We start from the raw sequence: 24111 nt of genomic DNA, 5'->3' as shown, positions 1-24111 counted from the left end.
GATGGGTCACACTTTTTATGGGAAAAGGTGAACTGGTCGGTCATTCCGGGTCCACAGGCTCGTTTGCTTTTTATTATCCTATAAAGGATCTGTTTTTTGTAGGGGATATAAACCAAATGGCTGATGCCGCTCTTCCGATCAGATTATCAATGCAACTTGCTATGGCAGCAGACTAACATATTTATCTTTAGGAAAAGATGAGATCGATTTGTAGATATGGTGTTCAAAACACTTTGTATTCGGCTCCGCCTCTGAGGCGGAGTTTTTTGCCGTTCAGCTGCTTATCTTTAATGCATTCAGCAACCGTAATCCTGCCCATTTCAGGCATTTCGATGTCCATTAATTTAATCTCGGGCCCCGCTTTTTCTTGTCGTATGAAAGTTATGACGAGTTGTCACTCGGCTACACCAACAACTACTTCCACTCCAGGCACATCCCAGGCGGAACTGGGCCAACTGACAGGGGTTTATCAGGATCTGCGACTTCCATTTTGGATTCTTCAGGTTTCCGTTACGGACGATGGCAAGCTGAAAATCAAGGACCCCTATGGCTCGAATATACTCCGGGAATTAGCTCCCTTGTTGTTTGAAGATGAGCTCGGGAATAAGGCGGCTTTTAAAGTCAATTCCAATGGTACCCAGTATGCCTTTTACAATAAGATGGATAGCTGGGCCAAAAAAGTTCCTGAACCCAACGTGTATACGGATGTGGGGAATGAGCATCCTTATGCGTCATGGATTCATGAAGCCGATCAGCTCGGTGTATTGTCTCCTGAAGGGGACAGCGATTTTCATCCGGAACAAGAAATGACCCGGGCGGAGTTTATTTCGGGGCTTATGCATTTGACAGGGATGGCCCCTTCTAAAAACACATCGTTAACAAGCGAACTGGAAGAGAAGGACTACTTGGGCTATGTGCAAAAAGCCAATGAGCTGGGGCTTGTGCAAGGGCGCGGCCCGGAACAGAGCATTGCTGTCACTGCGGCCATTACGCGCCAGGAGGCTGCTGTTTTGATGTGGCGGGCGGCGATGATAGCCGGGGTGAATATGAACAAGTCATCCGGTATCAAGCTTGCGGGGGACACGGCGCCGTGGATGCCGTGCAGTATATTGTGAATAATGGCATGTACGGGCCGGGAATTGCACGGAATTCCGCCGGAACCTTGGACTACCGCTCAAGCGAACCCCTTATACGGCAGGAAGCTGCCGCATTGCTGAGCCTATTTTGCAATCGGCTGTCCTTGAATTGAAATTTAGGGCTATCCCTGGAACGAATATTGTCTACAAAGATAAGGCGGGTCTGAATATTTATATGCAAAATACCCTGACTTATATTTAACGGTACACGAAGAAGATGAAGGAATCTATTGAGTAAAAACATAATATTCAATAAATAATGCCAGCAGAAATGCTGGCTTTCGCTTTTGTTAATTTATAAATTTTGTCTGAATTGTTAAGTATGTGAATTTATTTGGTAATTGACCTTTGGAAAATCGAAGCTTACAATTGTCATAAAATGGTATATAAAGGAGTGATATAGAAATTTCTGGAACTAGATGGTGTAAATGCCGATTCACTAATAGACATGATTAAAATGTCCTTTTCATGGGAGAACTGGTCAGCAATTCTCGAAATTTCAGACAAACTGCTTGAAGTCGCAGCTATAGCATACGATTCAAATAAGCATAGTTTCAATAAGATTACTTTTAAAAGAAGCATCGTGTATTATTTCGGATACAGTTCATGTATGAAAGGGATTGCGCTTCAGAAGTTGGGGAGACTTCCTGAAGCAAGGGAGTGTATAGCCCAATACTCAGACTTGAGTTGGATTAAGGACTCCACTCCTGAAGATCTTACTGAAATTGGTTATTACAAAAACATTGCTGTAGCTAACACATACGTCCTTGATTTGCTCGAAGGCAAGGTAGATGTGCTTTCTGATTATATAGAATTCCTTAGGAAGAACGATAAGGAAGAACTTCTTGCCGGTCTGATTACAGTATTGGAATCATCGATTAAATATAATTACTCTATAGATTGGATTCTTGACGATTTCAAAGATCAAGTCAAGGAGTTAAGCAGTAAAGAAAAAAGAGAAGATGTAAGGTATTACATAGATTACATGTACCTCCATGCAATATATTTGTATAAAAAAGGAAAGTTTTTTGATACAATATACCTGATACTAGACATTCTAATACTCAGTGATAAATTTGATGATGGGACAGGTTTCAGAAAAGCTATTGCATTTTATGAACTTCTCAGGAGTTACGCTTCAATTTCGCAACAAGAGATACATCAAAATATAATGAAAAATATCTTAGAGAGGGAGTTTTTGAAAGATGAAAAGAACATTTTTGTTATTGGCAGCCGTATTGTTAATTAGTTCTAGCGTAGTCATGACTTCCGCAAGCGCAGATGATAGGGATCTCTCAGCAAAGTCAGTATCCATCAGCAGCTTATCTCTCAACAATCATGGAGCAGGACACTGATTTACATTTCCTCTTTTGATAAGGTAGAATAATATTATGAATGTGGTTTATCGGTGGATTTTCGTCAAAAATCCACATAGGCTCTGTCTGAAAAGGCAGGGCCTTTTTGTTCCGATACTAACTGGGGAGACGGTGGTATCGGACAAGGTAACAACATGTTAGGCAAATTGCTGATGGAAATCAGAAACGGTCTGGATGGATATGTCCCGGAAATTCTTTTTGCCCCAGTGGATTGTGTATCCGGATATTCATCCCTTCAGCATTGGCTGGAGAAAGGAAATCTTATTCAGACACCATCGGTGACCAGAATTCAGGCAGTAGACGAGCTGCTTGATTCGGTTTGGGGCAGTCGGGAGTGAGGTTTTAGCGGACGTGGGCTTGGCCATAAAATATGCGGATCGCTGGCATTGTAATGGCGGAGTCTTAAAGGGTTTATCCATAGAAATAGACCGCTACCTTTGAGCAGGGCGGCCTATTTCTTTTTCCGCCCATAGAGCCTTCTATCGCTACTGCTATTATACGATGTTGTTAAGTGTAAAGAACGTCTTGATTAGGCGTTCTTTTTTTGCACAATCGATCAAATCCCGTACTCACCAAAAATACCCGCATACTTCTTTTCTAATATCGTCCAGCGCTTTTCGGCTCCGAATTTCAATTGTAGCTGCTTCAGATATTGCCCGGCGGCTTCTGTATCACCTGCTTGCAGCAAAAACCGGAAGGTTTCTTCGCTTAAATGCAGCGCTACCCTTGCCATGTAATAATCGACTATTGCTCTGGCGCTGGTCATTGAATGCATGAATGTAAGGGCCTCTTCCAAGTGCAGCAAAAGCTCATCTGATAATTGGTCTGGATCGATATCAGGCGTTAACGAATAATGGTCCGGAGCCGAGGGACAGATTTCTCTGATTCGGGCGGTAAAGTGAGACTTGTTCTCCAGAGGCGGCGCCGAGGGCAGAGTGGATTGCAATAGCGCTAACTCGGTGGAATGAATACTGCAGTTGATATAGAACAGGACGTGATTCCAAGTGTTCGCCTTCGATTTTTGAATATTGAATTTATAGACGAGAGTATCATCCGGTTTGTAGAAATTCAGATCTTTTTTAAGATAATCATATTTGGAGAAAAAGGGTTTGACGTCTTTCGTGATCATTTCTGTAAATAATTCTTGCAAAGGAAGCCCTCCCAAATCAAAATTAATAATGACAATCCGTCCTTACCATTTTCATTCCTTATCATTTATACTGAATAAAGTTATTACACATCTAAGGAGCCGCCGAACCCATTATGAATAAAAAAGAAGTCGCACACATACGCAAGCAGTTTAAGCTGGATCATGACCTGATGAACATCTACGACATTCTTAACGTGTATATTATGAAGGAGAGCAACGAGATCTATCATTGGGAGCGCCTGCCGTTTGGCCTTGTGGACAGAGAAAAGCAGGAACTGTATATGGGGAATTTCAAAAAACTGCTCACCGGTGAGTTGGACCATAAGCTGTTCGAGCTGAAGTTTCAGGAGGAAGCGGAGGACCCGACGCGGGTAATGCTTCACCAAGGTCTGGTGACAGGTGATGCTGAAGAATGGCAGGACCTGATGATGCTGCTCGTGGACAAGATGCTGGTAGATGTTAAGTACGAGAAGGATATGGTGATCACTTTTGTCCGCGGGCAGTATTACCGGCCGACTAAGGCCAGAAATGATGAAGCCGAAGAAAGTGAGAAGGACGAGATGTTCGCGCATCCGTTTATTCTGTGCAGCGTGAATTCCACGGAACAGCAGCGCAAAAACCTCATGTTCGATTATGTGGAGCGGGAATTCAAGTACAATATCATTGTCGATCCGATTATCAAGCTCAGTTCACCGGAGCAAGGGTTCTTTTATCCGAGTGTGACAGACAACTATTCTGATGTGAACCGCATTCTGTATTGTACGGGAAAATCGAATTATCCGGACCCGCAGTTCATCGAGCAGGTCCTGAATGCCGAGAGATCTGTAACAGCATTGGAAGAGAGAAGCTTCTTCGAAGATATCGTGAAGGAATTGGCGGGCGAACAGCTTGATACGACCACCCTCGCCCAGGTGTATGAGGAAATCCAGCTGGTTATCGAAGGTGGCGAAGGGGAGGAAGAACCTCCTAAGCTGGATTACAAAGATGTGGAACGTGTCCTGGCGGCAAGCGGCGTAGAGAACGTGACGGCGGAAAAGGTGGAGCGGGCGTTCGAAACGGTCGTCGACGATAAGTACTACGAAATGAAGGCAAGCAGCGTTATACCGAAATATACTTCAAAATCGATTAAGATCGAGACGAAGGTAGCCACCATTACCGTCAGCCCGCAGGATTTAAGGTATGTGAAGCAGGTGAATTATCAAGGAAAACGCTGCATCATGATCGAGGTTGACGAGGAAGTAGTGATCGAAGGGTTCACACTCAGTACGGAAACGTTGTAGACCCGTTTGACAGTGCTGGTTGAAGCGTGCAGTCTTCGAGTTGGTTTGAGCACAGGACTCACAGGTGGAGCGTTGCCCACTTTTGTGAAGTAGGGGCTATCCTTAAAGTCTTAGACAAAGACTTGGGATAGCCCCTGTTGTGTTTGGATTTAGTTACTTTTGGTGCTTAAAGATATAGTTGATATATTCTTTTGCACTATTATTAATTTCTTCATCGCTGGCTTGAAATGAAGCTCCGAAGACAGCAAAGTAGGGGAGTGCCACTGCACCTACATGCCCTGTACTGGCTTTGAAAGGCGCGATCACTTCATCCACGGTAAAAGAAACAGAGCCCTCCGGCAAATAATTTTCTTTTTTATCGCCGATGGACATGGCAAGCCCTAACTTCTTCCCTTTAAGCTTGTCACCTTTTGAACCATAAGCCCACCCGTAAGCAAAAACATCGTCAAACCATTTTTTTAATAGTGGAGGATAGCTGTACCAATACAATGGAAATTGAAAGATAATATGATTATAGGCTTCTAATAAATTTTGCTCTCTAGGAACATCTATATTCCAGTTAGGATACTCTTTGTAAATCTCATGAACTGTAATATCGCTTGGATATTGCAGCAATTCTTCTTTCCAGCGCTGGTTGATCCTTGAAGCCTCAAGGTTCGGGTGTGCCAGAATCACCAGTGTTTTCATTAGGAAATCTCCCTTCACAGGCCTGTATTTTTTTGAATATTATCATTATCTTGCAGGCCCCAAAAAAAGAAAATACACACAATAAAGTAAGATGGTTACTTCAAAGTACGTACTGGACTCGGAAAAAAATATATGCAACAATGAATTTTCAGACCTGTGTTATAAGATCGTCATTAACGAGGTGTTATTCAATGAAGCAATATCATCTGGGCATAGAGGCAACACTTGAAATCATCGGTGGAAAGTGGAAATCTCTGATCATTTGCTTACTGATGCCCGGTGCGAAGAGAACAAGCGAATTACAGCGCAATATTCAAGGCATTTCACAAAAGGTTCTGATCCAGCAGCTTCGGGAACTTGAGGAGGATGGACTCGTCAGAAGATATGTATACCCGCAGATGCCGCCAAAGGTCGAATATAGCCTCACGGAATATGGAGTTACAGCCAATAAGATCGTTGACGTTATGTGTACTTGGGGAAAAGAGAATATTAAAATGAGACAACGGCAAGGAGAAGATATCGTCTTGCTGGAGGATAAGTCACCGGAGCACTTTGAAGACCGGAAAGATTACTAAAACCATATACGCCCACCTCACACCCACCCCGTAAACTCCAATATCGACGCCTTCGCCGACTGCGCTTCGGACTGTGCCCCTTTACGCCATTGTTTAGGCGACTCTCCCATGAGCCTGGAGAAGCAGCGGTTGAAGCTGGAAATAGAACGAAAGCCGACCTGCTCGGAGATGGAAAGAATGGAATCATCCGTACTTTTTAGCTGCTTGCAGGCCTCTTCGATTCGGGTGCTGCTCAGGAAATCGAGAGGTGCCGTTCCCATGATTTCATGGAATTTTCTGCGGAAATGCGTTGTGCTTAAGTGGCATAAATCCGCCAGGAAACCAATGGTGATGGGGGCCATATAGTTTTTTGTGATATACTCCAGAGCTGGCGAAATGGCGAAATAGCCCTTCATACTATGCTCTGTTTCTTGTTCGGCCAGCATTTCATTTGTGGAATGAATTCTAAGCAATTCTATATAGAGAGACAGCAACAATCCGTAAGCGCTTTCCTGGTAGTAGGGCTTCTGCTGCTTGAGCTCCTCTACGACCGACGTGGCAAGAGAATAGACTTTGGGATATTGCTCCTTGTTCAAAATACAGTTCTTTCCCAGCACCCTCCACAGGTTCGGCTCGAAGCTGCTGTAGGCACTTTTGAAGGAATGCTGAAACAGCTCCTCCGGTGAAAAAAAGAGATAGGACCACAGACTCGCCGTATCAGGCGAACTGTACGTGGTATGGGGCAGGTATCTGGGGAGAAAAGTCACATCTCCGGCTTTAAAGGGGACGGCTTCTCCTTTGATCTCCATAATGCCGCCATCTGAATAGCAAATGCCAATCTCCAAATGGTTATGGAAATGAAGATGTTCGCTTTTGATATCGGATATCCTCCAGCGGTCCCCGCTTAACAGCAGGACAGGGAAATGGATAGGCAAGCTGTAATGGCGGTACTCGATGACAGGTTTCTTTTTTCTGGGCATATTCGCTGCTCCCATTCCATTACTTGAATTTGTATTGATTCAACAACAAATGGTTGAAATTGCGCAGTTTTGCTGTGAATGTGCTTAGATGTATACCATTATACTGCTTACAATAGAGTATATAAAGCGTTTACAATAAGACGGACGGCTCTAAAGGCGCCTTTGGGGGCGTGTGCGAAGGAGAGGGGAATGCAGATGCTTCAAATCAATTATGACAGGGAAGAAATATTAAGCGTTATCGACAAAGTCACCAGAAAAACACTCGCGATGGATTTAACGTGGGACTGGCCTTGCGGGGTGGCTTATTATGGGGTATCCAGAGCCTATCAGACCACAGGAAATAAAGAGTATTTGGATATGCTTGTCCAGTGGGCAGATGAATATATCGAGCTGGGCCTGCCGGACTGGACGGTAAACACCTGTGCCATGGGCCACATGCTGATCACCTTGTATGAAGAGACAGGCAACCAAAAATATTGGGATATTGTGATGAGTAAGGTGGATTATATCCGCAGCAATGCGCTGAGGTTCGGGGACAATGTGCTGCAGCATACCGTATCCGTGTCTAATGATTTTCCGGAACAGGCCTGGGCGGATACGTTGTTTATGGCGGCATTTTTTCTGCTCCGCGTAGGAAGCAAGCTAAATGATCAGGAAATGATCCAGGATGCCCTGAATCAATATTACTGGCATATCAAATACCTGCAGGACCCAAGCAGCGGTTTCTGGTACCACGGCTACAATAACATCAAGCAGGATCACATGTCCGGGTTATATTGGGGTAGAGCGAATGCTTGGGGCGCCTACACCATGTCGCAGGTCAAGCCGCTTTTGAAGGACTGGTATTTGTACCCTCAGTGTATGGACGTGGAGTGTTCACTCCGGGATCAGCTGGCGGCGCTCAAGCTTGTTCAGACGGAGAACGGTTTGTGGCGGACGGTGCTCGATGATGAGGAATCCTATGAAGAAGTATCCGCGTCTTGCGGGATTGCGGCGGCTATGATCAATAACGGCAATCCGCTGCATACCAAATATGTGCAAAAGGCCCTGAAAGGCATCTTGGACAATATCAGTGAAGATGGGCGGGTACTGGGTGTATCGGGTGGAACAGCGGTGATGAAGGACCGGGAAGGGTATCGCAATATCCCCAAAGACTGGATTCAGGGCTGGGGTCAAGGCTTAGCACTCGCTTTTCTGTCCGATATGCTTCAATAGGAGGGAACCAGGTTGTCCAATCTAACCAAGGGAGCCTTTACCCTGCCGGGAGAATCCGGTTATGAGGCACTGACCCTGAAACTCGCTGAACGGTGGGGTGCCGATGTCATCCGTGACAGTGACGGCACGCAATTGTCCGATGAAATTATAAATGCAGGATACGGTATCTACTCTACAATCTGCATCATTAGGGAACATAACGTGTGGGCGTCGCAAAATCCGGATAAGCTGCAGCAGTGTTTTTTAATTACGAATCCGAAGGTGGCTGTACAAGATTATGTATCCATCTATCTGATGGAGGATTTTTTTGCTGAACAATTCAGAGTGAATGATTCCAAAGAGGCATTTAAGTATTGGCAGGTTATAGACCGGACGACCGGGGAGGAAGTTCCAAGAGAACAGTGGAATTATGATCGGGAATCGGGAAATGTAGTCCTTACCGGAATTGCTCCTTGGCATAAATACACGGTCAGCTTCATGGCCTACCGGATCTGGGAAGAGATCTCCATGTACAATCATACGACGAACAACTGGGATAAAGAGCATTTGATGCAGATTGATCCCATCTATCCGGAAACGCAAAAGTATCTGCTGGACTGGATGGAAGACTGGTGTGTACAGCATAAGGAAACAACGGTTGTGCGGTTTACTTCGCTTTTTTATAATTTTGCCTGGATCTGGGGTAGCAGTGAGCGCAACCGCCATCTGTTCTCGGACTGGGGTTCATACGATTTCACGGTAAGTTCAAGAGCGCTTGATCTGTTCGCCAAGAGATATGGATATTCGCTGACTGCCGAGGATTTTGTGAATGGCGGCAAATATCGCGTCAGTCACATCCCGGCTGAGCAGCGCAAGCTCGACTGGATGGCCTTTATCAATGATTTTGTAATTGGATTTGGCAAGCAATTAATTGACATTGTGCATCGGCACGACAAACTGGCTTATGTCTTCTATGATGATAGCTGGGTTGGCGTAGAACCTTACAATGACCGCTTTCAGGAGTTTGGCTTTGACGGGATGATTAAATGCGTGTTCTCGGGTTATGAGGCACGGCTGTGTTCAGGTGTAAAAGTGGATACGCATGAGATCCGGCTGCATCCGTATCTTTTTCCGGTTGGGCTAGGCGGACTTCCTACCTTTATGGAGGGCGGTGACCCCACGCTGGATGCCAAAAAGTACTGGATCAACATCCGGCGCGCGCTCCTAAGGGAGCCTATTGACCGGATCGGACTGGGCGGGTATTTGCATCTGGTCGAGCCTTACCCGGATTTCTGCGATTATATCGAAAAGATTGCCAATGAATTTAGACAAATTAAAGAGCTGCATCAAGAAGGCAAGCCTTATCAGATTAAGACGAAGGTAGCCATTCTCCACGCTTGGGGCAAATTAAGATCGTGGACATTGTCCGGCCATTTCCATGAAACATCTATGCATGATTTGATTCATATTAATGAAGCTTTATCCGGATTGCCGGTTGATGTGCAGTTCATTGATTTTGAGGATATCCTTCAGGGCGTACTGCAGGATTGTGATGTAGTGATCAATGCCGGCTCTGCCGGATCTGCCTGGAGCGGCGGGGACTACTGGAAAGACAACAAGTGTGTGGACCTGTTGACCAAGTGGGTGTATGAGGGCGGTGCTTTTATCGGGATTAACCAGCCTTCGGCGCTTGAAGGTTACGACAGCTTTTTCAGAATGGCACATGTTCTCGGTCTGGATGAGGATACCGGCTCCAGGGTCGCTCATGGAAAATGGACTTATGACACTCGGGACGAGCACAGCTTGGTGCCTGAAGGGGCTAGGATAACACCCAAGAATAGCATTTATCTTACCGACGGGTCAGCTGCGGTAGTGGATGAAACGGGTGGCAGGATCACACTGTCTACTCATGCCTTCGGTAAAGGCAAGGGGATCTACCTTCCTTCGTTCGAATTCAGCTTTGCGAATACAAGATTGCTGCTGAATCTGATTCGCTTTGCGGGCAATGAGTTACATGAAACGAAGTACATTACGGATAACTTATTTACAGAGTGTGCCTATTATCCGGAAAGTAAGATATTGGTTGTGATTAACAATAGTGATCAACTTCAAAGCACTACGATTGATACGGAGTATGGGCAACAAACATTGGAGTTAGCTCCGTATGACACGATTATCTTAACTATTGGCGATTAAATAACATTCAAAAAGCTCAAGCCTGCGGCTATATGCCCGGTGCTTGGGCTTTTTTGCCATGATAAGGTTGTATAAAGTTATGATAAGAGAAGTATGATGGAGATAAGGGGATCAATGTTTGTAACATTCACCTTTTTAGGGCTACACAAATGGATCAGTATGCTATAATCCAGACATATCATTTATTTCTGGAGGGGTTGCAATGGCTCTGATTAGAAATTTAAGTAAAATATCAAGAAATTCAAGATTACAAACAGAGGCGGAATCTACCTACAACATTTTGATACACAATGGAAAGAAGTTTTTACAGATAAATACGTATGGTTCAAAGGATCGCGTTCATACAGACGTAGTAAGCCAAAGTATTCAAATAGACGAGCAATCGGCCAAACAATTATTGGAAATTATTAAATCCGAGTTTTCTTTGTAACTTTAGTTTTGATTTAGTCATTTTAAGGAGGGACTTTTTAATGCTACATATAAGCAAATTCAAGAATATATAAAGCAAAAACATGGCTATATTCCTAAATCATGCTGGTTTGCGCACATGAAAGAATCATTTGAATATTTTAAAATGATCTAGGTTTTTCGCAGTGATGAGTGGAGAACTAGGATCATAATATTGAATCGATATCATAATTATGATATGATGTCGCTAAGAAGGAGGGGGAGCTATGCCACAGATTAGACCTGTATCCGATTTGCGCAACAACTTTGCTGAAATATCTAAAATAGTACACGAAAGTCAGGAACCAGTTTTTCTCACGAAAAACGGATATGGTGATATGGTTGTTATGAGCATCAAGCAATATGAAAATATTCAACAGAACCAAGAGATCTTTATGAAGCTTAAAGAATCTGAGCATGAAGCTGATACCTCTAATGAACGTTATAGTCACTCTGAGGTGTTCAGTAATTTGAGGATGCAGATTCGGAATAGACCCAATAAATAACATTATCGACATCCAGTTTTAACCATGAAAAGATTTTTCCACGTCGTACTAAGACGTGTTTTTTTAGAAAGTGATAAATAGGTATGGTCATACATATTTGGAGGTGTGCTAATGAATAAAAGAGAGACCGAGCTTAAATACATACTTGAGTCCATAACGGAAGATCTAGAGGGCCTCTATCCTAACGAACAGATAGCTCGTATGATCTTGGTTATTGTGACTATATTTTATTTAAGAGAGTTAGAACATAGTGAAAAGGACCAAGTTTCTCGAGCTGTACTCTCAGAATCACGATCAATTGCCCATATGCTGGACCAAGCCGTGATTGAACTTGAGCATCTACACAAAGAGTTTAAAGGAGTTTTTACAGGATTGGTTCCCTCATTCCTTCAATATAACTACTCTGACACAGTCTTTAAAACAATGATTGAGAAGATTATCAATATTCAATTCATCGATCAAGAAGAGATTGTTCAATTTATTAATTTCATTGCGTTAAAATATAGTAGTAATAATGGAGGAAATCAGACGCCGGAAACAATCATTAAGCTAGTTTTGGGTTTGATTGATTTCAAGAATATTTCTTCAGTTGCTGATTATTGTTCTGGAATATCTAGTTTTGCAATTGAATTGTTTAGACATTTCAGAGTTGAGGGATCTAATAAGCCTGTCTCTTATTATGGTGAAGAGAAAAATGCGTCAGATTATTTAATTTCGAAGTTATTGTTGAACATCAATAATGTCCCCTTTTTTCATATTACGAATAAAGATGTGTTAGATAGGGTTTATCGAGAGCCTGAACGGTTAACGGTTGACTTTATCTGGTCAGATGCTCCTTTCGGAATGGTATGGAACCAATCGGAAGGTCAGAATGATCCAAGATACAAGTATGGCATCCCTCCCAAGTCCTCTGCAGATTGGGCATTTTATCAGAATGCCTTATATCATTTAAATAACCATGGACAAGCAGCCGTAGTCGGCACAAAGGGCACGTTGGTAAGGAGCACTGAAGTGCATATTCGCAAAGCAATTACGGAAGAAGACTTAATTGAAGCAGTAATTACGTTGCCGGAGAATCTTTACCTTAAAACGAGAGTGGGTACAGAGCTCATTATATTTAATAAGGCTAAGTCAAAAAGTAGGCGTGGACTGATATTGTTTATTGACGCCAGCAAGTATACACAGAGATTAAATAGGAACCAATGCTCGATTCAGGAAGAGGGGATTTCGAAAATTGTCTATGCATATAGAAATGGAATTGAAGAGGAGAACTTCAGCAGATTTGTTGATCTGGCGAAGATAAGAGAGTACGATTATAGTCTTAACCCCAAGGAATATTTAGACTTTGATGTGTTGAAACATTCTTTTCATCAAACAGTCAAGCTTGGTGAGGTTGCCGCAATTAGACGTGGCGTTCAACTAACGAAAGAAGAGCTTGAGGAGCTATCAAGTACAGCCACTCACTATTTATTGAATATTAAAGATATTGAGAATGGAAGAATTGCCTATGATGAGGAGTCAAGGATAACGTATAAGAAGCAGGACTGGCTGGAGAAATTTGCGATCCGCCCTATGGATATCATCATGACTTCCAAAGGGTCTGTGGTCAAATTCGCAATTGTAGAAGAGAAGTGTGAGGAAGCTTTTGTGAGCGGTAACCTGTCCATCATCAGAGTGGATCATGCTCTATATAATGTCTATGTTTTGTATGAGTTCTTACAAAGTGAAGTGGGACGTAGAATGCTTGATGGTCTGCAGACAGGGACTACAATTAAATTGATTAATCCGTCCAAATTAGAAAAATTTGAAATCCCCTTACTCTCTATAGATTTGATGAATCGAGTAGGAGCTGAGCTTAGAGAGAATAAGCGGAAATATGAAGAGCAGATTCAAGAAGCAGAACAGAGATTTACTCTGGAAAGAGGCTGGTTGTTGGAACAGATAGGAATGAGTAATTAACCTGGAGGAGACGCTTATGGACGGAAAATATAAACTGCGTTATCTAACTTTGGCTTATTTAGATTTGCAGGACATTGTTGATTATGTGTGTAATGAGCTTTCTGCGCCGGATGCAGCGAATGATCTCGTGGATAAGTTTGATGAGGCCATATCCAGGTTAGAGATGTTCCCTTTTTCAGGGCCGATCTGTTACAACATTAATGGTCTAAAAGATGAATATCGTTTTCTAGTTGTAGAGAATTATATGGTATTCTATGTCGTGTTTGACGATATTGTTGAAATTAGACGAATACTCTACGGTAAGCGCAAATATGAAGATCTGATATAAGTTTCGAAGTAAACTATGATAGCCTGGTTCCGGAAGACCAATTGGAATAGGATAAGGGTAAATTTATTTTCCCCCACGGGGCAAGAAAAGGGAACGACATGAGAATAATTATTTCGCCTGCCAAAAAGATGAAGCCGGACACGGATGTCTTTACTAGCCGCCAGATGCCGCAATTTATAAACGAGTCGAAAATTCTGCTGGCCACATTAAAAAAGCTGAACTATGAAGAAGCAAAATTCCTATGGAAATGCAATGATGCTATCACCACGCTAAATGTTGAGCGGATTGAGAATATGCATTTAACCCGCAATTTGGCGCCGGCTCTCTTCGCCTACGAAGGGATTCAGTACCAATACATGGCACCGGGGGTGCTACAAACGGAGGAGCTGGAGTATCTTCAGCAGCATTTACGGATCTTGTCGGGGTTCTACGGGATACTCCGGCCGTTTGACGGGGTTGTTCCATACAGACTGGAAATGCAGGCCAAGCTGGCCGGACCGGGCTTCAGTTCGATTTATGGATTTTGGGGCAGAAAACTGGCCGATCAGCTTTTTGCGGAGAGCGGCTGCATTCTGAATTTAGCCTCTAAGGAATACAGCAAATGCATTTCCCCTTATCTGGGAAGAGATGTTCGAATGGTTACTTGTGTATTCGGGCAGCACATCGGTGGTAAGGTGATCGAAAAAGCAACCCTGGTCAAGATGGCCCGAGGTGAAATGGTACGCTTCATGGCTGAGCGGCAAATCAGGTGCGTGGAGGATATCAAAGGCTTTACCGGGTTTGATTTCGAATTTGCTGATGAGTTGTCAAATGAGAGCACCTATGTGTTTATACAAAAAGTTACGAAAACTGGTGGTAATAAAGTCTGTACAGGAACAGGAAATTGATTGAAGGAATTAAAACAGTTAAAAAGCTCAAGCCTGCGGCTATATGCCCGGTGCTTGAGCTTTTTGCTGCAATAGACCCGTTCCCCCTTACTTATTTATAAGCGCTTATAATGGATGCAAATAATGTATAATTTTAGTAATCAATAAATACATAGGTATTGGGGAATTGATAGATGAATAATGACTATTTTAATAGAATTGATAACGTAATTAAATACATTAAGGAAAATAGCAATCAAAAACTCACTCTCGATATATTGGCTGGCGTTTCAAATTTTTCGAAATATCATTTTACAAGAATATTTACCTCTATAGTCGGTGTGACTCCAGTTGCGTTTGTAAATCAAGAGCGTTTACAAAAGGCTGTTTATCTTTTGGCTGAAACTAATAAGACTATTCTAGAAATTTCAAATCAATGCGGTTTCGAATCGGTGTCAACCTTCAATGCTCTCTTTAAGAAACGCTATAGTAAGACCCCAAGTGACGTTAGAAATAGTGTAAGGAAGAATAGCAATATTTCATTACACTTCAGCAATAAGCAAGAAGAGTTCTCTCAGCTTGAGGCTTACAATGGGATTGGGAGAAATCACATTCTGAAGAGGGCGTGGGAAAACGTGATCACAATCGAAGAACTTCCTGAATATGAAGTGGCATATGTTAGGCATGTCGGGAGTTACTTGGATACTCATGTTGCATGGGACAAGTTGGGACGTTGGGCAAGCTGGCAGGGACTTACTCCGAACCATCATTATTTTATCGGAATATCGTTGGATGATGGAAATCTAGTAGAAGAATTTGCTTGCCGATACGATGCTTGTGTCACATTACCAAGTGGATTCGAGAGATCCGGACATACAAAACATGTGGAATTCAAAACACTTTCTGGTGGAATGTATGCTGTATATCCATTCTACGACACAATCGATAAATTTGTTCTCGCCTATCAAAATGTATTCAGTCTATGGTTACCGAACAGTGAGTATGATGCCGACGATAGGCCATGCCTAGAATTCTGTATGAATGATCCTGCTAAGGATAAGGAAGGGAAATGTAAAGTGGATTTATATATACCGGTCAAGAAGAGAATATAAATAACCATATGAAAGGAAGATGATGATTGGGATCTCCTATAGGTATCGTGGACTGGGTAGAGAAAAATGAAAATATGGATGAATTATTAAAGCAAGAAGAGACCTTAACCACACATCCAATGGATCATGGCTTTGAAGCTGAAGTTATGAAGATAAGTTCAGATAAAGAGAGCTTTGTATTGAAAGTATGGAATAAGAGCTCAAGACCTGATGTTAGTTTTCAATTTCATTTATTGAATGCCCTTTTTGAAAGAGGATTATCAGTCTCTAAGCCATTGGGCTGGGGAGTAAATCCAAATGCAGATAAGGTGCTGTTGACTACCTTTGACGGGATGCCGGTTAATGAACTGAATGAAAAGAAAATGATGGATATTGCGAATATATTATCAAGGATACATCAAACTCATGTAGAAGAGATTGGAAATATACATCTTCCCGAGTACGATTTCATTGATTACTTTTTTCCTGGAGTAAGGGGACATGATGACTTAAATAGCGCATTAATTTTTCTTGTGCAAATCAGTCAAATCAAGCAAGATCAGATCATTCATGGTGATTTCCATTTAGGAAATATTCTAGAGGAAAATGACCGATACACCGTAATCGATTGGACGAACGGGCAATTAGGGGATTCCAGATATGATTTTGCGTGGTCACTTACTCTACAAAAAATATACATCTCAGAGCGATATGCACATGTGTTTCGTTCCGCTTATCTGTTAGATAATGATATTCAGCAGAATGAGTTTGAAGTTTTTGAGGCGTTGGCTTGTCTTAGGTGGGTATTACTTCATAGAAACGGTGGCGTACCCAAAGGGCTTAATACGATAGAGAGAGTAAAAGGGTTAATAGCCAACAATTCATTCTTACAAGAGCTGGAGTTTAGAGATTTATCAATTAAAAAGAAGATATGGAGCGGTGACAGAGTGAACATAGAAGCGGTTTTTGAGCAGTTACCTTGCCTGAAGTCAGAGGGTTTCGTATTGAAGAAGATTGAAGATCATCATCTTGAGGAAGTTTTTGAAATCTATAACAATGACAAAGTGTTTGAATACTGTGGCATAATACCCAAACACAATAAAGATACTGTGAAAAATATGATTGGCCATTTCGAGAGAGATTATAATAAAAGGTCAAGGGTTAAGTGGGGGATATTCGCCAGTCCTGAACCTGATCGGTTGCTTGGAATTATTGAAGCTGTCGACTTTAATCAAAAGGTAAATGCTGTGACGATTGGCTACTTTTTATCGGAAGCACATTGGGGCAAAGGTATTGCTAGCGAAGCGGTGAAAATATTAATCGATTTTTTGTTTATGGATGTCAACGTCAACAGAATTCAAGCTGAAGTGATGCCTCTGAATGAGACTTCAAAGAAGGTATTGTTGAAGAATGGCTTCATCAAAGAAGGAACATTAAGACAAGCGACACTATGGGCAGGTAAAGGAATCATCGATTTAGAGATATACAGTATTTTAAAAGAAGACTATGTAGAGTGAAAAAAGCTTCTCCATTCGGGTTCCATGCCAGTGGAGACAACCGGAAGCACCGGCCTTTCAGGCCGGTGCTTCACTCTGTTAATTTTGTTCTTTCTCCTCGCTTAACAGCTTGTCTATCACAAGAACCGCCTTAACATAAATCAGGAAGGCATCCCATATGGCCTCCAAATACATGGCCTCGTCCGGCTGGTGACCTCCTCCTCTTCCGGCAGGAAAGGGGGAGGGCTTGTCCCGGCGCAGAGGGCCGAAGGCTGCTGCCCGTGGCAGCCATCTGGCGTGGGTAATGCCGCCCATGGCATAAGGGGGCTGGTTGGTGCCCAGCTCCCGGTTGGCCAGATCACATAGGGCCGCCGCAATGGGATCATCCGGGGCGATATAATGCGGCGGACTATCCTCCGTGCGAGTCAGCCGCATACCGTAACGGGCGGCCGCCTCTTCCAGCAACTGCTGTATACCGCTTTTCTCCTGGGTAACCCCGTAGCGGATGTCGCATAACAAGCGAAGCCTGCCGTTTTCCATATGGACGGCTGCATTGACTGTGGCTTCTCCCGACATGTCACGGAAGGCGATGCCCAAGCCATGCCCGTAAGGCCTGGCGAAGCATTCCTGCACGAAAGCCAGCGCCCGCAGCGTCCGGCTGCCCCGAACCAGCCCATGGGCGGCAAGAGCGGCTGCCAGCTTCACGGCAGCATTGTCCGTGCCCTCGGGGAAGGCGGCATGTCCCGCTTTTCCCGATGCCGTAATGCGGACGCCCTCCGGTAGAGCCTCAACCGTGAAGGAACCGGGCAGCACCTGTCTTGCATGCTCCGGGTCCACGTCCCGCAAGATTGCCGAGGCGGCTGCGGGAACCACGTTATATTCGGTCCCGCCGCTAAAGGCCAGCAGGTTGCCGTCGGCCACTTCACCTTCGAAATCCGCACGCAGCATTCCCTTTTCGGCAAAGCACAGGGGGAAATAGGCGTCAGGCACAATGCCGAACAGAGGAGGCTCATGCCGGGACAGGAAGTGGCGGATATCGCGCATGCCGTTTTCCTCATTGCAGCCGAGAAACAGATACAGCCCGTGCTGGAGGGGCAGCTTGCTGTCAGCAAAAAATTTCAGCACATAAAGCGCCGCCACAGCCGCCGCTTTATTATCCATGGCCCCACGTCCAAATAGGTAGCCATCCCGTACAAAGGGCTCGTAAGGCGGGAAGCTCCAGTCCCCGCCCTCCGGCACCACGTCCAGATGGGCGAAAAATCCGATGCTTCCCCGCTCCGAAGCTGCCAATTCCCCTTTGACACCGTAGCCGTCAAAGTCCGTCACATCCAGCTTCTCCCGCTGCATGAGCCGGATGGCTTCGTCCAGGACAGAGCTGCAGCCTTCGCCGAAGGGCTGGGAGCTTCCGGGTTTGTAAGCCAGGCCTACGCTGTTGATGCGGATGAGCCCTTTGGCATCCTCGATCATGGCTTCCTGGTTCGCTTCAAGAAACTGAGAAATGTGCCAGTCCAGTTCCTGGCTGCTCTTCATCTCCATAGAGCTTGGCTTCATCGGCCCTGTCCGGCAGCCGTAAGATGCAGCCGGTTAAGCCGGCGGTCGATTTCCTCTATAGCACCGTCCGGGAAGCGGAAGTCTGCTCCGGCCAGATTTTCATGCAGGTGGCGTTCCTTGCGGATACCCAGAATTACATTCACATGCTCATGCTTGGCCCGCAAATATGCCACTGCCAGAGAGCTGGTGGAGATGCCGAATTCCAGTGCCAATGCCTCGAGCTCCCGGGCGAAATCAACAGCCAGCAGGAAAGCCTCTCCTTGCCACCAGCGGTCATTCTGCCGGGGATCGTCCTGGGGCAGGTGGTAATCCTTTCCGATGTGCCCGCTAAGAAGACCCTGGGCCAACGGGGAATACGCATGGAAGCTGATGCCATTGTCCTTGCACAGAGGCAGCACATCCGCCTCCGCCTCTCTGGACAACATGTTGTATTTCTTCTGCACAATGGAAATTTCCCCGTGCCCGATATAGCTTTGAATATGATGGGGCTCGCAGTTAGATGCACCGATGGCCCGTATTTTCCCTTCCTTCTTCAGCTCCATCAAGGTACCGATGGTTTCCTCAATAGGCGTCAGGAACGGCTCCATGGCCGGGTTATGAGTATAGTAAATATCGATGTAATCTGTACCCAGCCGCTTCAGGCTCTCCTCTACTTCAATGCGGATGACACGGGGGCTAAGGTTGCGCTTGACCCGGCGCCCCTCCCAGGTGAAGCGGTAGCTGCCTTCCTCATCACCCCACCACAGCCCGCATTTGGTAGACAGGATCACCTTGTCGCGTCTTCCCTTGATCGCTTGTCCCACGATTTCCTCACTGTGGCCGAAGCCGTACACGGGCGCCGTATCGATGCAGTTGATGCCCGCATCCAGTGCCGCATGGATGGCCCGGATGGATTCCCCATCGTCCGTGTCCGGGAACTGGAAGCCCCCGCCCATGCCGAAAGCGCCCAGTGTCAGGACCGAAGCCTCGATTCCACTACTGCCGATTTGCATTGTTTTCATAGCGCCGCTCCTTAAGCCTGGACCTGGTCCAGCCGCAGCTGGCCGCCTACGCCCACATTTTCATCTCCGTGTTCCTTAATAATGACGATGGTCTTCACGTTCACTCCGGCCAGTACCCGCTCCGCTGTAAGCTGGATGTTGCGGACAAGGGCACGCTTGGCTTCCACAGGTTTGCCCGGGGCTGTGTACACGAAGAAGGTAATCTCCTCGTAATCCTTCGGCGTGCTGTTGATACGCGGAAACTCCTGCAGGGTGATGGATTTCAGCTGGGGCGGAAGCTGCAGTGATTCCGTTACGGCGGTGCCGATTTCCTCTACAAAACGTTTTTTGTCAGCCTCATTCAGGGATGTGTTTGCCAAAACGATTACAGTTGCCATTTGGATCAGTTCTCCTTTTATATATAAGATTTTAGTAGTGCCGGATTATGAGTTGTAAGGCTTTTTCACACCGTTATAGGTTTCTAGCAGCCATTCCGCATACTCCTTGGAGGACAGAATGTTCACAACCTTATCCAGCCATTCCTTGTTTTGTTCTTCGGTGTCTTTATTGATAGCGAGAACGATACCCCCGTACTGCTTGTAAACCTCTGGGGTTTCCTGAAGCAGCGCCGTATCGATGGTGACCTCGGGATCTTTCATTTGATACACGGTAATGGAGGGAGCGGTCATAGCATCCAGATCAGCAAATGCGCCTACCCGGCTCCGGGGATCAATTTCTACGAAATTGAGCTTTTTCTTGTTTTCCGTAATATCCAGCAGGGTTGGCAGATCTACACCCTCACGGAGCTTGATCAGGCCGTTGGTGGCAAGCAACTGCAGTTCCCGGGCCCGGTTGGCGGAATCGTTGGCGATGCCGATTTTGGCACCTTCAGGAAGGCTGTCTAAGCTTTTGTGTTTTTTAGATACAAAAACCACAGGAGTCGTATAAATATTAGGACCATAGGTAATCAGGTTCGTACCATTGCTTTGGTTGAAGCTGGTCAGGTACTTCTCATTCTGAAAGTAGTTGGCGTCAATTTCCCCTTCCGCTGTGGCATTGTTCAGTGCGATGTTGTCGTTAAACACCTTCACCTCAATGTCATAGCCTTCGGTCTTCAGCTTTTCGGCCACGTAATCGATATCCGGCTGCTCACGGGCGATAACCCCGATGACGATTTGTTTGGACTGGTCACCGGAGGCGCTTTTGCCGCAGCCCGCCAGCACCGACAGGGCAAGGACGATGACCAGCGACAGAGCGGTGAAGGACATTTTTTTCATAAAAGCATACCTCTTTTCTTGGAATTGGTTTGGAATAAAAGCTTATTTTAGCTTTCGATAAAGAAAATTGCCGCCGAACTGGATGAACTGCACGATAATAATGAGAATGACCACAGTGCTGTACATGATGGTATCGTTGAAGTTCTGGTAGCCGTAGGTCAGCGCCACCGCTCCCAGTCCTCCAGCGCCCACTGTGCCGGCCATGGCCGTAAAGCCCAGCAGGGAAACATACCCTAAGGTCAGATGGGATACGATGGACGGAATGGATTCACTCACAATGACATGGAATGTAATTTGCCAATCAGAGGCACCAAAGGATTTGGCTGCCTCGATGAGGCTGGAATTGACTTCCTTGAAGCAGCCCTCCAGAAGTCTGGCGATAAGCGGAGAGCCCACAATGGTTATGGAAAAAATAGCCGCCGTGGTTCCGATGGTCGTGCCCACCACAAGCCGAGTCAGCGGAATGATGGTAATAATAAGAATGATAAAGGGCACGGAGCGAAGCACGTTGATAATGGCGCTTATGGTTTCGTACACCAGCCGGTTGGGTCTGAGCCCGTTCACATCGGTGGTAATAAGGATAAGCGCCAGCACAAAGCCGAAGAAGGTGCAGGTGACGACTGTGCCGCCCAGAATGATAAGCGTTTCGCGCAAGCCGGGCAAAATGATGCGGTCCAAAATGGTCTGGAAATCGTACTGGTAAATTACACTCTCCTCCATTCTGTACTCGTATCCTCAAGAAAAGTCTGTGCCTTGGGGAAGTCGTCCTTGTCCACCGCAAGGGTAAAGGCTCCCGCGATGCTCTCCGCATACCGGTCAAGCCCGCCCCATACAACCTCGAAACGGATTCCCGTAGCTGTGGCGAACCGTGACAGCAGATCATTCTGACCTGGCCGCTGTACGATCTCGAACACCACCTTGTCTTCCGGCTGTCCCGTACCGGGCAACCCGAGAAGCTCGTCCAGTACCTCAGAGCGGCCCAGGAAAATATCCTGCACGGAACCCGATACCTTTAGCTCCCCTTTGCTCAAGAGAGCCATATCGGTGCAGACCTCCTTCACTACCTCCATCTGGTGGGTCACAATCACGATGGTAATGCCCAACTCCTGATTGATTTTCTTCAAAAGCGCCAGGATGGATTTTGTAATATTGGGATCCAGGGCACTGGTGGCTTCGTCACACAGCAGAATCTTCGGATTCATGGCCAGGGCTCTGGCAATGGCTACCCGTTGCTTCTGGCCCCCTGAAAGCTGGTTGGGCCGGGAGTGGATTTTGTCCGACAGCTCCACCAGCCGCAGAAGCTCGTGAATACGCGCATCAGCCTCAGCTTTCTTGTAGTTGTAACACTTCATCGGAAACATGATATTTTCATAAACAGTCTTCCGCTCCAACAGGGAAAACTGCTGGAAGATCATGCCGATACCGCTGCGGAACTTGCGGAGTTCGGCACCACGCAGCCTGCTGATGTCTGTACCGTTCACCCGCAGGGTCCCCTGTTCGAAGGTTTCCAGCCCGTTGATGCAGCGCAGCAGGGTGGACTTCCCGGCGCCGCTTATGCCTACAAGACCATAAATATCTCCGTCCCCGATGGTTACATTAATGCCCGAGAGTACAGGCTTGTCCCCGAAGGATTTGTATAACTCTTTGATTTCGATCATGGCAAAACCCCTTTCACCGTAACAACCGGATAACCAGACAACATGGAACCTTCTGCAGCTTTCCGGGGAATAAATCTTGCCGAAACCGTCCTTTTCCCGTAAAATTATATCGATCTAATTTTGTGAGAAAAAAATTTTTGTTCCGTCCGGAAATAATAATCTTAAATGCATATAAGTTTACTGGGGATAATCGTAGCAGGTGCCTATGAGCCTGTCAATACTAAATATTATCTGTTTGAAATGTATGCTATACTATTGTAAATTTATCCGGATAAAGGAAATGAATCGTACGGAAAAAGGAGGAATGCGGTTTGGCTTCGCGGGACAAGCGGGTTACCCTTCAGGATGTGGCCGATGATGCCGGGGTTTCCCGGGCGACAGCATCGCTGGTCGTCAGAGGAAGCAAGTCTATTAAGCCCAGCACCCACAAGAAAGTAATAGAATCCATCGAAAAGCTCGGCTATGTGTATGACAGGGTGGCGGCGAGCTTCCGCTCCCAAAGCTCTTCCACGGTGGGAATCGTGATTACCGATTTTGAAAACCCCTTCTATCATCAGATGCTAACGAAGGTCGAGGATATGCTCTATGAACAGCAGTTTACTTTCCTGCTGGGCATGTCCTCCGAATCCCGGGAGAAGCAGGAACGGGTGCTGGAAACGATGCTGGAGCACCGGGTATGCGGGATTATTCTGACTCCGGTGGTCGACACCCAGCCGACTCTGTTCAACAAGCTGCGCGCCCTGCAAATACCGGCGCTTCTCATGGGGCGGGAGGTAGCGGGCTCCGGCGCGGATTATGTGGGAACGGATTACAGACTAGGCTCCCAATTGGCTGTCCGGCATCTGGTAGAGCAGGGACACCGGCGGATTGCCTATATCGGTGGTATGCTTCCCGGCAATACAGCCTACCAAGAACGGATAGACGGCTACTGCAGCGCCCTGCAGGAATACGGCCTGGAAGTGGACCCCAAGCTCATTATGCCTACCCCGCTGAACCGTGAGGGAGGGATCCGCGCCATTCAGGAGGTGCTACAGCTGGAAAACCCGCCGACGGCCTGCTTCTGCCATAATGATATTATTGCCCTTGGCGTCACCATCGGCTTGCGGCTGCAAGGTTTTATCCCAGGCGAGCATATGGCCATTGTGGGCTTTGACAATATTCTGGAGACGGAAACGGTGGAGCCTAAGCTGACCACAGTATCGGTCTTTCATGACCAATGGGGCGTTGAGGCGGCCCGGCAAATGCTGGACAGGATCGGAGGTTTGCAGAGCGACCCAGTCAAGATCATTATCCCGCCCAAGCTTATTGTCCGGAAATCCTCCGTTTGCTTCAAGGGCCTGCCGAACTTGAAGGCCTGAGCCAAATCCCCGGCGGGTTTGACACACTCGGAAGATGCCAT

Annotated in this window: 24 protein-coding genes and 1 pseudogene; 16 read left to right on the top strand and 9 right to left on the bottom strand. The window is 45.8% G+C overall.

Annotated features, from left to right (window positions below; all coding sequences use genetic code 11):
• The first annotated feature begins 383 nt into the window (after window positions 1–383).
• The 3 genes from ACQ76X_RS24805 to ACQ76X_RS24795 all read left to right on the top strand — a co-directional run bounded on the left by ACQ76X_RS24805 (window position 384) and on the right by ACQ76X_RS24795 (window position 2850).
• Complete coding sequence (locus ACQ76X_RS24805) at window positions 384–1115, top strand: S-layer homology domain-containing protein (protein WP_438496399.1); 732 nt, start codon at window positions 384–386, stop codon at window positions 1113–1115.
• A 478-nt stretch (window positions 1116–1593) separates the two neighbouring features.
• Window positions 1594–2385, top strand: a complete 792-nt coding sequence (locus ACQ76X_RS24800; RefSeq protein WP_438496398.1) for a hypothetical protein — start codon at window positions 1594–1596, stop codon at window positions 2383–2385.
• Window positions 2386–2646: 261 nt separating this feature from the next.
• Complete coding sequence (locus ACQ76X_RS24795) at window positions 2647–2850, top strand: hypothetical protein (RefSeq protein WP_438496397.1); 204 nt, start codon at window positions 2647–2649, stop codon at window positions 2848–2850.
• 218 nt (window positions 2851–3068) lie between these two features.
• On the opposite strand, the gene ACQ76X_RS24790 is transcribed toward ACQ76X_RS24795, so the two are convergent.
• Window positions 3069–3662 (bottom strand): DUF4304 domain-containing protein, encoded by a 594-nt coding sequence (locus ACQ76X_RS24790; RefSeq protein WP_438496396.1) that lies wholly within the window; start codon window positions 3660–3662, stop codon window positions 3069–3071.
• 113 nt (window positions 3663–3775) lie between these two features.
• Between ACQ76X_RS24790 and ACQ76X_RS24785 the strand changes: the two genes are divergently transcribed.
• Window positions 3776–4942 (top strand): DUF4317 domain-containing protein, encoded by a 1167-nt coding sequence (locus ACQ76X_RS24785; protein WP_438496395.1) that lies wholly within the window; start codon window positions 3776–3778, stop codon window positions 4940–4942.
• A gap of 153 nt (window positions 4943–5095) precedes the next feature.
• Here ACQ76X_RS24785 and ACQ76X_RS24780 read toward each other — a convergent pair whose 3' ends face one another.
• On the bottom strand, window positions 5096–5629 hold the full coding sequence (locus ACQ76X_RS24780; RefSeq protein ID WP_438496394.1) for an NAD(P)H-dependent oxidoreductase: 534 nt from the start codon (window positions 5627–5629) through the stop codon (window positions 5096–5098).
• A 191-nt stretch (window positions 5630–5820) separates the two neighbouring features.
• Here ACQ76X_RS24780 and ACQ76X_RS24775 point away from each other — a divergent pair, with 191 nt between their 5' ends.
• Window positions 5821–6204, top strand: coding sequence for a winged helix-turn-helix transcriptional regulator (locus ACQ76X_RS24775; protein ID WP_438496392.1), 384 nt, complete (start codon window positions 5821–5823; stop codon window positions 6202–6204).
• Window positions 6205–6221: 17 nt separating this feature from the next.
• Here ACQ76X_RS24775 and ACQ76X_RS24770 read toward each other — a convergent pair whose 3' ends face one another.
• A complete protein-coding gene (locus tag ACQ76X_RS24770; protein ID WP_438496391.1) occupies window positions 6222–7163 on the bottom strand; it encodes a helix-turn-helix domain-containing protein in 942 nt (313 codons plus the stop codon).
• Window positions 7164–7358: 195 nt separating this feature from the next.
• On the opposite strand from ACQ76X_RS24770, the gene ACQ76X_RS24765 reads away from it, so the two are divergent.
• The 10 genes and pseudogenes from ACQ76X_RS24765 to ACQ76X_RS24720 all read left to right on the top strand — a co-directional run bounded on the left by ACQ76X_RS24765 (window position 7359) and on the right by ACQ76X_RS24720 (window position 17267).
• The gene (locus ACQ76X_RS24765; protein ID WP_438496404.1) at window positions 7359–8378 is read left to right on the top strand and encodes a glycoside hydrolase family 88/105 protein; all 1020 of its coding nucleotides are present in this window, start codon (window positions 7359–7361) and stop codon (window positions 8376–8378) included.
• A 12-nt stretch (window positions 8379–8390) separates the two neighbouring features.
• Entirely contained in the window at window positions 8391–10553 is a 2163-nt protein-coding gene (gene gnpA, locus ACQ76X_RS24760) for a 1,3-beta-galactosyl-N-acetylhexosamine phosphorylase (RefSeq protein ID WP_438496390.1), read from the top strand.
• Window positions 10554–10755: 202 nt separating this feature from the next.
• Window positions 10756–10983 carry a hypothetical protein gene (locus tag ACQ76X_RS24755; RefSeq protein ID WP_438496388.1) on the top strand — a complete coding sequence of 76 codons (228 nt, stop codon included), beginning with the start codon at window positions 10756–10758 and terminating at the stop codon, window positions 10981–10983.
• A gap of 244 nt (window positions 10984–11227) precedes the next feature.
• The gene (locus ACQ76X_RS24750) at window positions 11228–11506 is read left to right on the top strand and encodes a type II toxin-antitoxin system Phd/YefM family antitoxin (protein ID WP_438496387.1); all 279 of its coding nucleotides are present in this window, start codon (window positions 11228–11230) and stop codon (window positions 11504–11506) included.
• A gap of 111 nt (window positions 11507–11617) precedes the next feature.
• Window positions 11618–13465: an N-6 DNA methylase gene (locus ACQ76X_RS24745; RefSeq protein WP_438496386.1), complete on the top strand. Its 1848-nt coding sequence runs from the start codon at window positions 11618–11620 to the stop codon at window positions 13463–13465.
• A 16-nt stretch (window positions 13466–13481) separates the two neighbouring features.
• Entirely contained in the window at window positions 13482–13793 is a 312-nt protein-coding gene (locus ACQ76X_RS24740; RefSeq protein WP_438496385.1) for a type II toxin-antitoxin system RelE/ParE family toxin, read from the top strand.
• Window positions 13794–13891: 98 nt separating this feature from the next.
• Window positions 13892–14680 (top strand): peroxide stress protein YaaA, encoded by a 789-nt coding sequence (gene yaaA, locus ACQ76X_RS24735; protein WP_438496383.1) that lies wholly within the window; start codon window positions 13892–13894, stop codon window positions 14678–14680.
• Window positions 14681–14853: 173 nt separating this feature from the next.
• Window positions 14854–15771: an AraC family transcriptional regulator gene (locus ACQ76X_RS24730; protein WP_438496382.1), complete on the top strand. Its 918-nt coding sequence runs from the start codon at window positions 14854–14856 to the stop codon at window positions 15769–15771.
• Between the two features lie 74 nt (window positions 15772–15845).
• A pseudogene (locus ACQ76X_RS24725) lies at window positions 15846–16475 on the top strand (aminoglycoside phosphotransferase family protein); the annotation flags it as partial.
• Window positions 16476–16697: 222 nt separating this feature from the next.
• Complete coding sequence (locus ACQ76X_RS24720) at window positions 16698–17267, top strand: GNAT family N-acetyltransferase (RefSeq protein WP_438496403.1); 570 nt, start codon at window positions 16698–16700, stop codon at window positions 17265–17267.
• Window positions 17268–17345: 78 nt separating this feature from the next.
• On the opposite strand, the gene ACQ76X_RS24715 is transcribed toward ACQ76X_RS24720, so the two are convergent.
• Genes ACQ76X_RS24715 through ACQ76X_RS24690 form a run of 6 tightly spaced genes read right to left on the bottom strand, consistent with a single transcriptional unit; the run spans window position 17346 to window position 22712 of the window.
• A complete protein-coding gene (locus ACQ76X_RS24715) occupies window positions 17346–18797 on the bottom strand; it encodes a Sapep family Mn(2+)-dependent dipeptidase (protein WP_438496381.1) in 1452 nt (483 codons plus the stop codon).
• Window positions 18794–19798 carry an aldo/keto reductase gene (locus tag ACQ76X_RS24710; protein ID WP_438496379.1) on the bottom strand — a complete coding sequence of 335 codons (1005 nt, stop codon included), beginning with the start codon at window positions 19796–19798 and terminating at the stop codon, window positions 18794–18796. Before ACQ76X_RS24710 ends, ACQ76X_RS24715 begins: the two co-directional genes overlap by 4 nt.
• An 11-nt stretch (window positions 19799–19809) precedes the next feature.
• Window positions 19810–20175 carry a tautomerase family protein gene (locus tag ACQ76X_RS24705; RefSeq protein WP_438496378.1) on the bottom strand — a complete coding sequence of 122 codons (366 nt, stop codon included), beginning with the start codon at window positions 20173–20175 and terminating at the stop codon, window positions 19810–19812.
• 45 nt (window positions 20176–20220) lie between these two features.
• A complete protein-coding gene (locus tag ACQ76X_RS24700) occupies window positions 20221–21054 on the bottom strand; it encodes a MetQ/NlpA family ABC transporter substrate-binding protein (protein WP_438496376.1) in 834 nt (277 codons plus the stop codon).
• Between the two features lie 42 nt (window positions 21055–21096).
• A complete protein-coding gene (locus ACQ76X_RS24695; protein ID WP_438496374.1) occupies window positions 21097–21774 on the bottom strand; it encodes a methionine ABC transporter permease in 678 nt (225 codons plus the stop codon).
• Window positions 21759–22712, bottom strand: coding sequence for a methionine ABC transporter ATP-binding protein (locus tag ACQ76X_RS24690; RefSeq protein ID WP_438496373.1), 954 nt, complete (start codon window positions 22710–22712; stop codon window positions 21759–21761). Before ACQ76X_RS24690 ends, ACQ76X_RS24695 begins: the two co-directional genes overlap by 16 nt.
• A 311-nt stretch (window positions 22713–23023) precedes the next feature.
• Here ACQ76X_RS24690 and ACQ76X_RS24685 point away from each other — a divergent pair, with 311 nt between their 5' ends.
• Window positions 23024–24070 (top strand): LacI family DNA-binding transcriptional regulator, encoded by a 1047-nt coding sequence (locus ACQ76X_RS24685; protein WP_438496372.1) that lies wholly within the window; start codon window positions 23024–23026, stop codon window positions 24068–24070.
• Window positions 24071–24111 lie beyond the last annotated feature (41 nt).

It is taken from the genome of Paenibacillus sp. IHBB 3054 (genome assembly GCF_051594305.1).
Taxonomy (GTDB): Bacteria; Bacillota; Bacilli; order Paenibacillales; family Paenibacillaceae; genus Paenibacillus_AQ.
Note: the sequence above shows the minus strand (reverse complement) of the source record. Positions and strands in the feature narration are given on the sequence as shown.

Bases quoted from the DNA above. Each gene is read 5' to 3' on its own strand.
- ACQ76X_RS24780 (WP_438496394.1), bottom strand. From the start codon at position 5,629: ATGAAAACACTGGTGATTCTGGCACACCCGAACCTTGAGGCTTCAAGG.
- ACQ76X_RS24730 (WP_438496382.1), top strand. From the start codon at position 14,854: ATGAATAATGACTATTTTAATAGAATTGATAACGTAATTAAATACATT.
- ACQ76X_RS24750 (WP_438496387.1), top strand. From the start codon at position 11,228: ATGCCACAGATTAGACCTGTATCCGATTTGCGCAACAACTTTGCTGAA.
- ACQ76X_RS24690 (WP_438496373.1), bottom strand. From the start codon at position 22,712: ATGATCGAAATCAAAGAGTTATACAAATCCTTCGGGGACAAGCCTGTA.
- ACQ76X_RS24805 (WP_438496399.1), top strand. From the start codon at position 384: ATGACGAGTTGTCACTCGGCTACACCAACAACTACTTCCACTCCAGGC.
- ACQ76X_RS24785 (WP_438496395.1), top strand. From the start codon at position 3,776: ATGAATAAAAAAGAAGTCGCACACATACGCAAGCAGTTTAAGCTGGAT.
- ACQ76X_RS24745 (WP_438496386.1), top strand. From the start codon at position 11,618: ATGAATAAAAGAGAGACCGAGCTTAAATACATACTTGAGTCCATAACG.
- ACQ76X_RS24740 (WP_438496385.1), top strand. From the start codon at position 13,482: ATGGACGGAAAATATAAACTGCGTTATCTAACTTTGGCTTATTTAGAT.
- yaaA (WP_438496383.1), top strand. From the start codon at position 13,892: ATGAGAATAATTATTTCGCCTGCCAAAAAGATGAAGCCGGACACGGAT.
- ACQ76X_RS24800 (WP_438496398.1), top strand. From the start codon at position 1,594: ATGTCCTTTTCATGGGAGAACTGGTCAGCAATTCTCGAAATTTCAGAC.
- ACQ76X_RS24795 (WP_438496397.1), top strand. From the start codon at position 2,647: ATGTTAGGCAAATTGCTGATGGAAATCAGAAACGGTCTGGATGGATAT.
- ACQ76X_RS24710 (WP_438496379.1), bottom strand. From the start codon at position 19,798: ATGAAAACAATGCAAATCGGCAGTAGTGGAATCGAGGCTTCGGTCCTG.
- ACQ76X_RS24755 (WP_438496388.1), top strand. From the start codon at position 10,756: ATGGCTCTGATTAGAAATTTAAGTAAAATATCAAGAAATTCAAGATTA.
- ACQ76X_RS24695 (WP_438496374.1), bottom strand. From the start codon at position 21,774: ATGGAGGAGAGTGTAATTTACCAGTACGATTTCCAGACCATTTTGGAC.
- ACQ76X_RS24775 (WP_438496392.1), top strand. From the start codon at position 5,821: ATGAAGCAATATCATCTGGGCATAGAGGCAACACTTGAAATCATCGGT.
- ACQ76X_RS24700 (WP_438496376.1), bottom strand. From the start codon at position 21,054: ATGAAAAAAATGTCCTTCACCGCTCTGTCGCTGGTCATCGTCCTTGCC.
- ACQ76X_RS24770 (WP_438496391.1), bottom strand. From the start codon at position 7,163: ATGCCCAGAAAAAAGAAACCTGTCATCGAGTACCGCCATTACAGCTTG.
- ACQ76X_RS24715 (WP_438496381.1), bottom strand. From the start codon at position 18,797: ATGAAGCCAAGCTCTATGGAGATGAAGAGCAGCCAGGAACTGGACTGG.
- ACQ76X_RS24705 (WP_438496378.1), bottom strand. From the start codon at position 20,175: ATGGCAACTGTAATCGTTTTGGCAAACACATCCCTGAATGAGGCTGAC.
- ACQ76X_RS24765 (WP_438496404.1), top strand. From the start codon at position 7,359: ATGCTTCAAATCAATTATGACAGGGAAGAAATATTAAGCGTTATCGAC.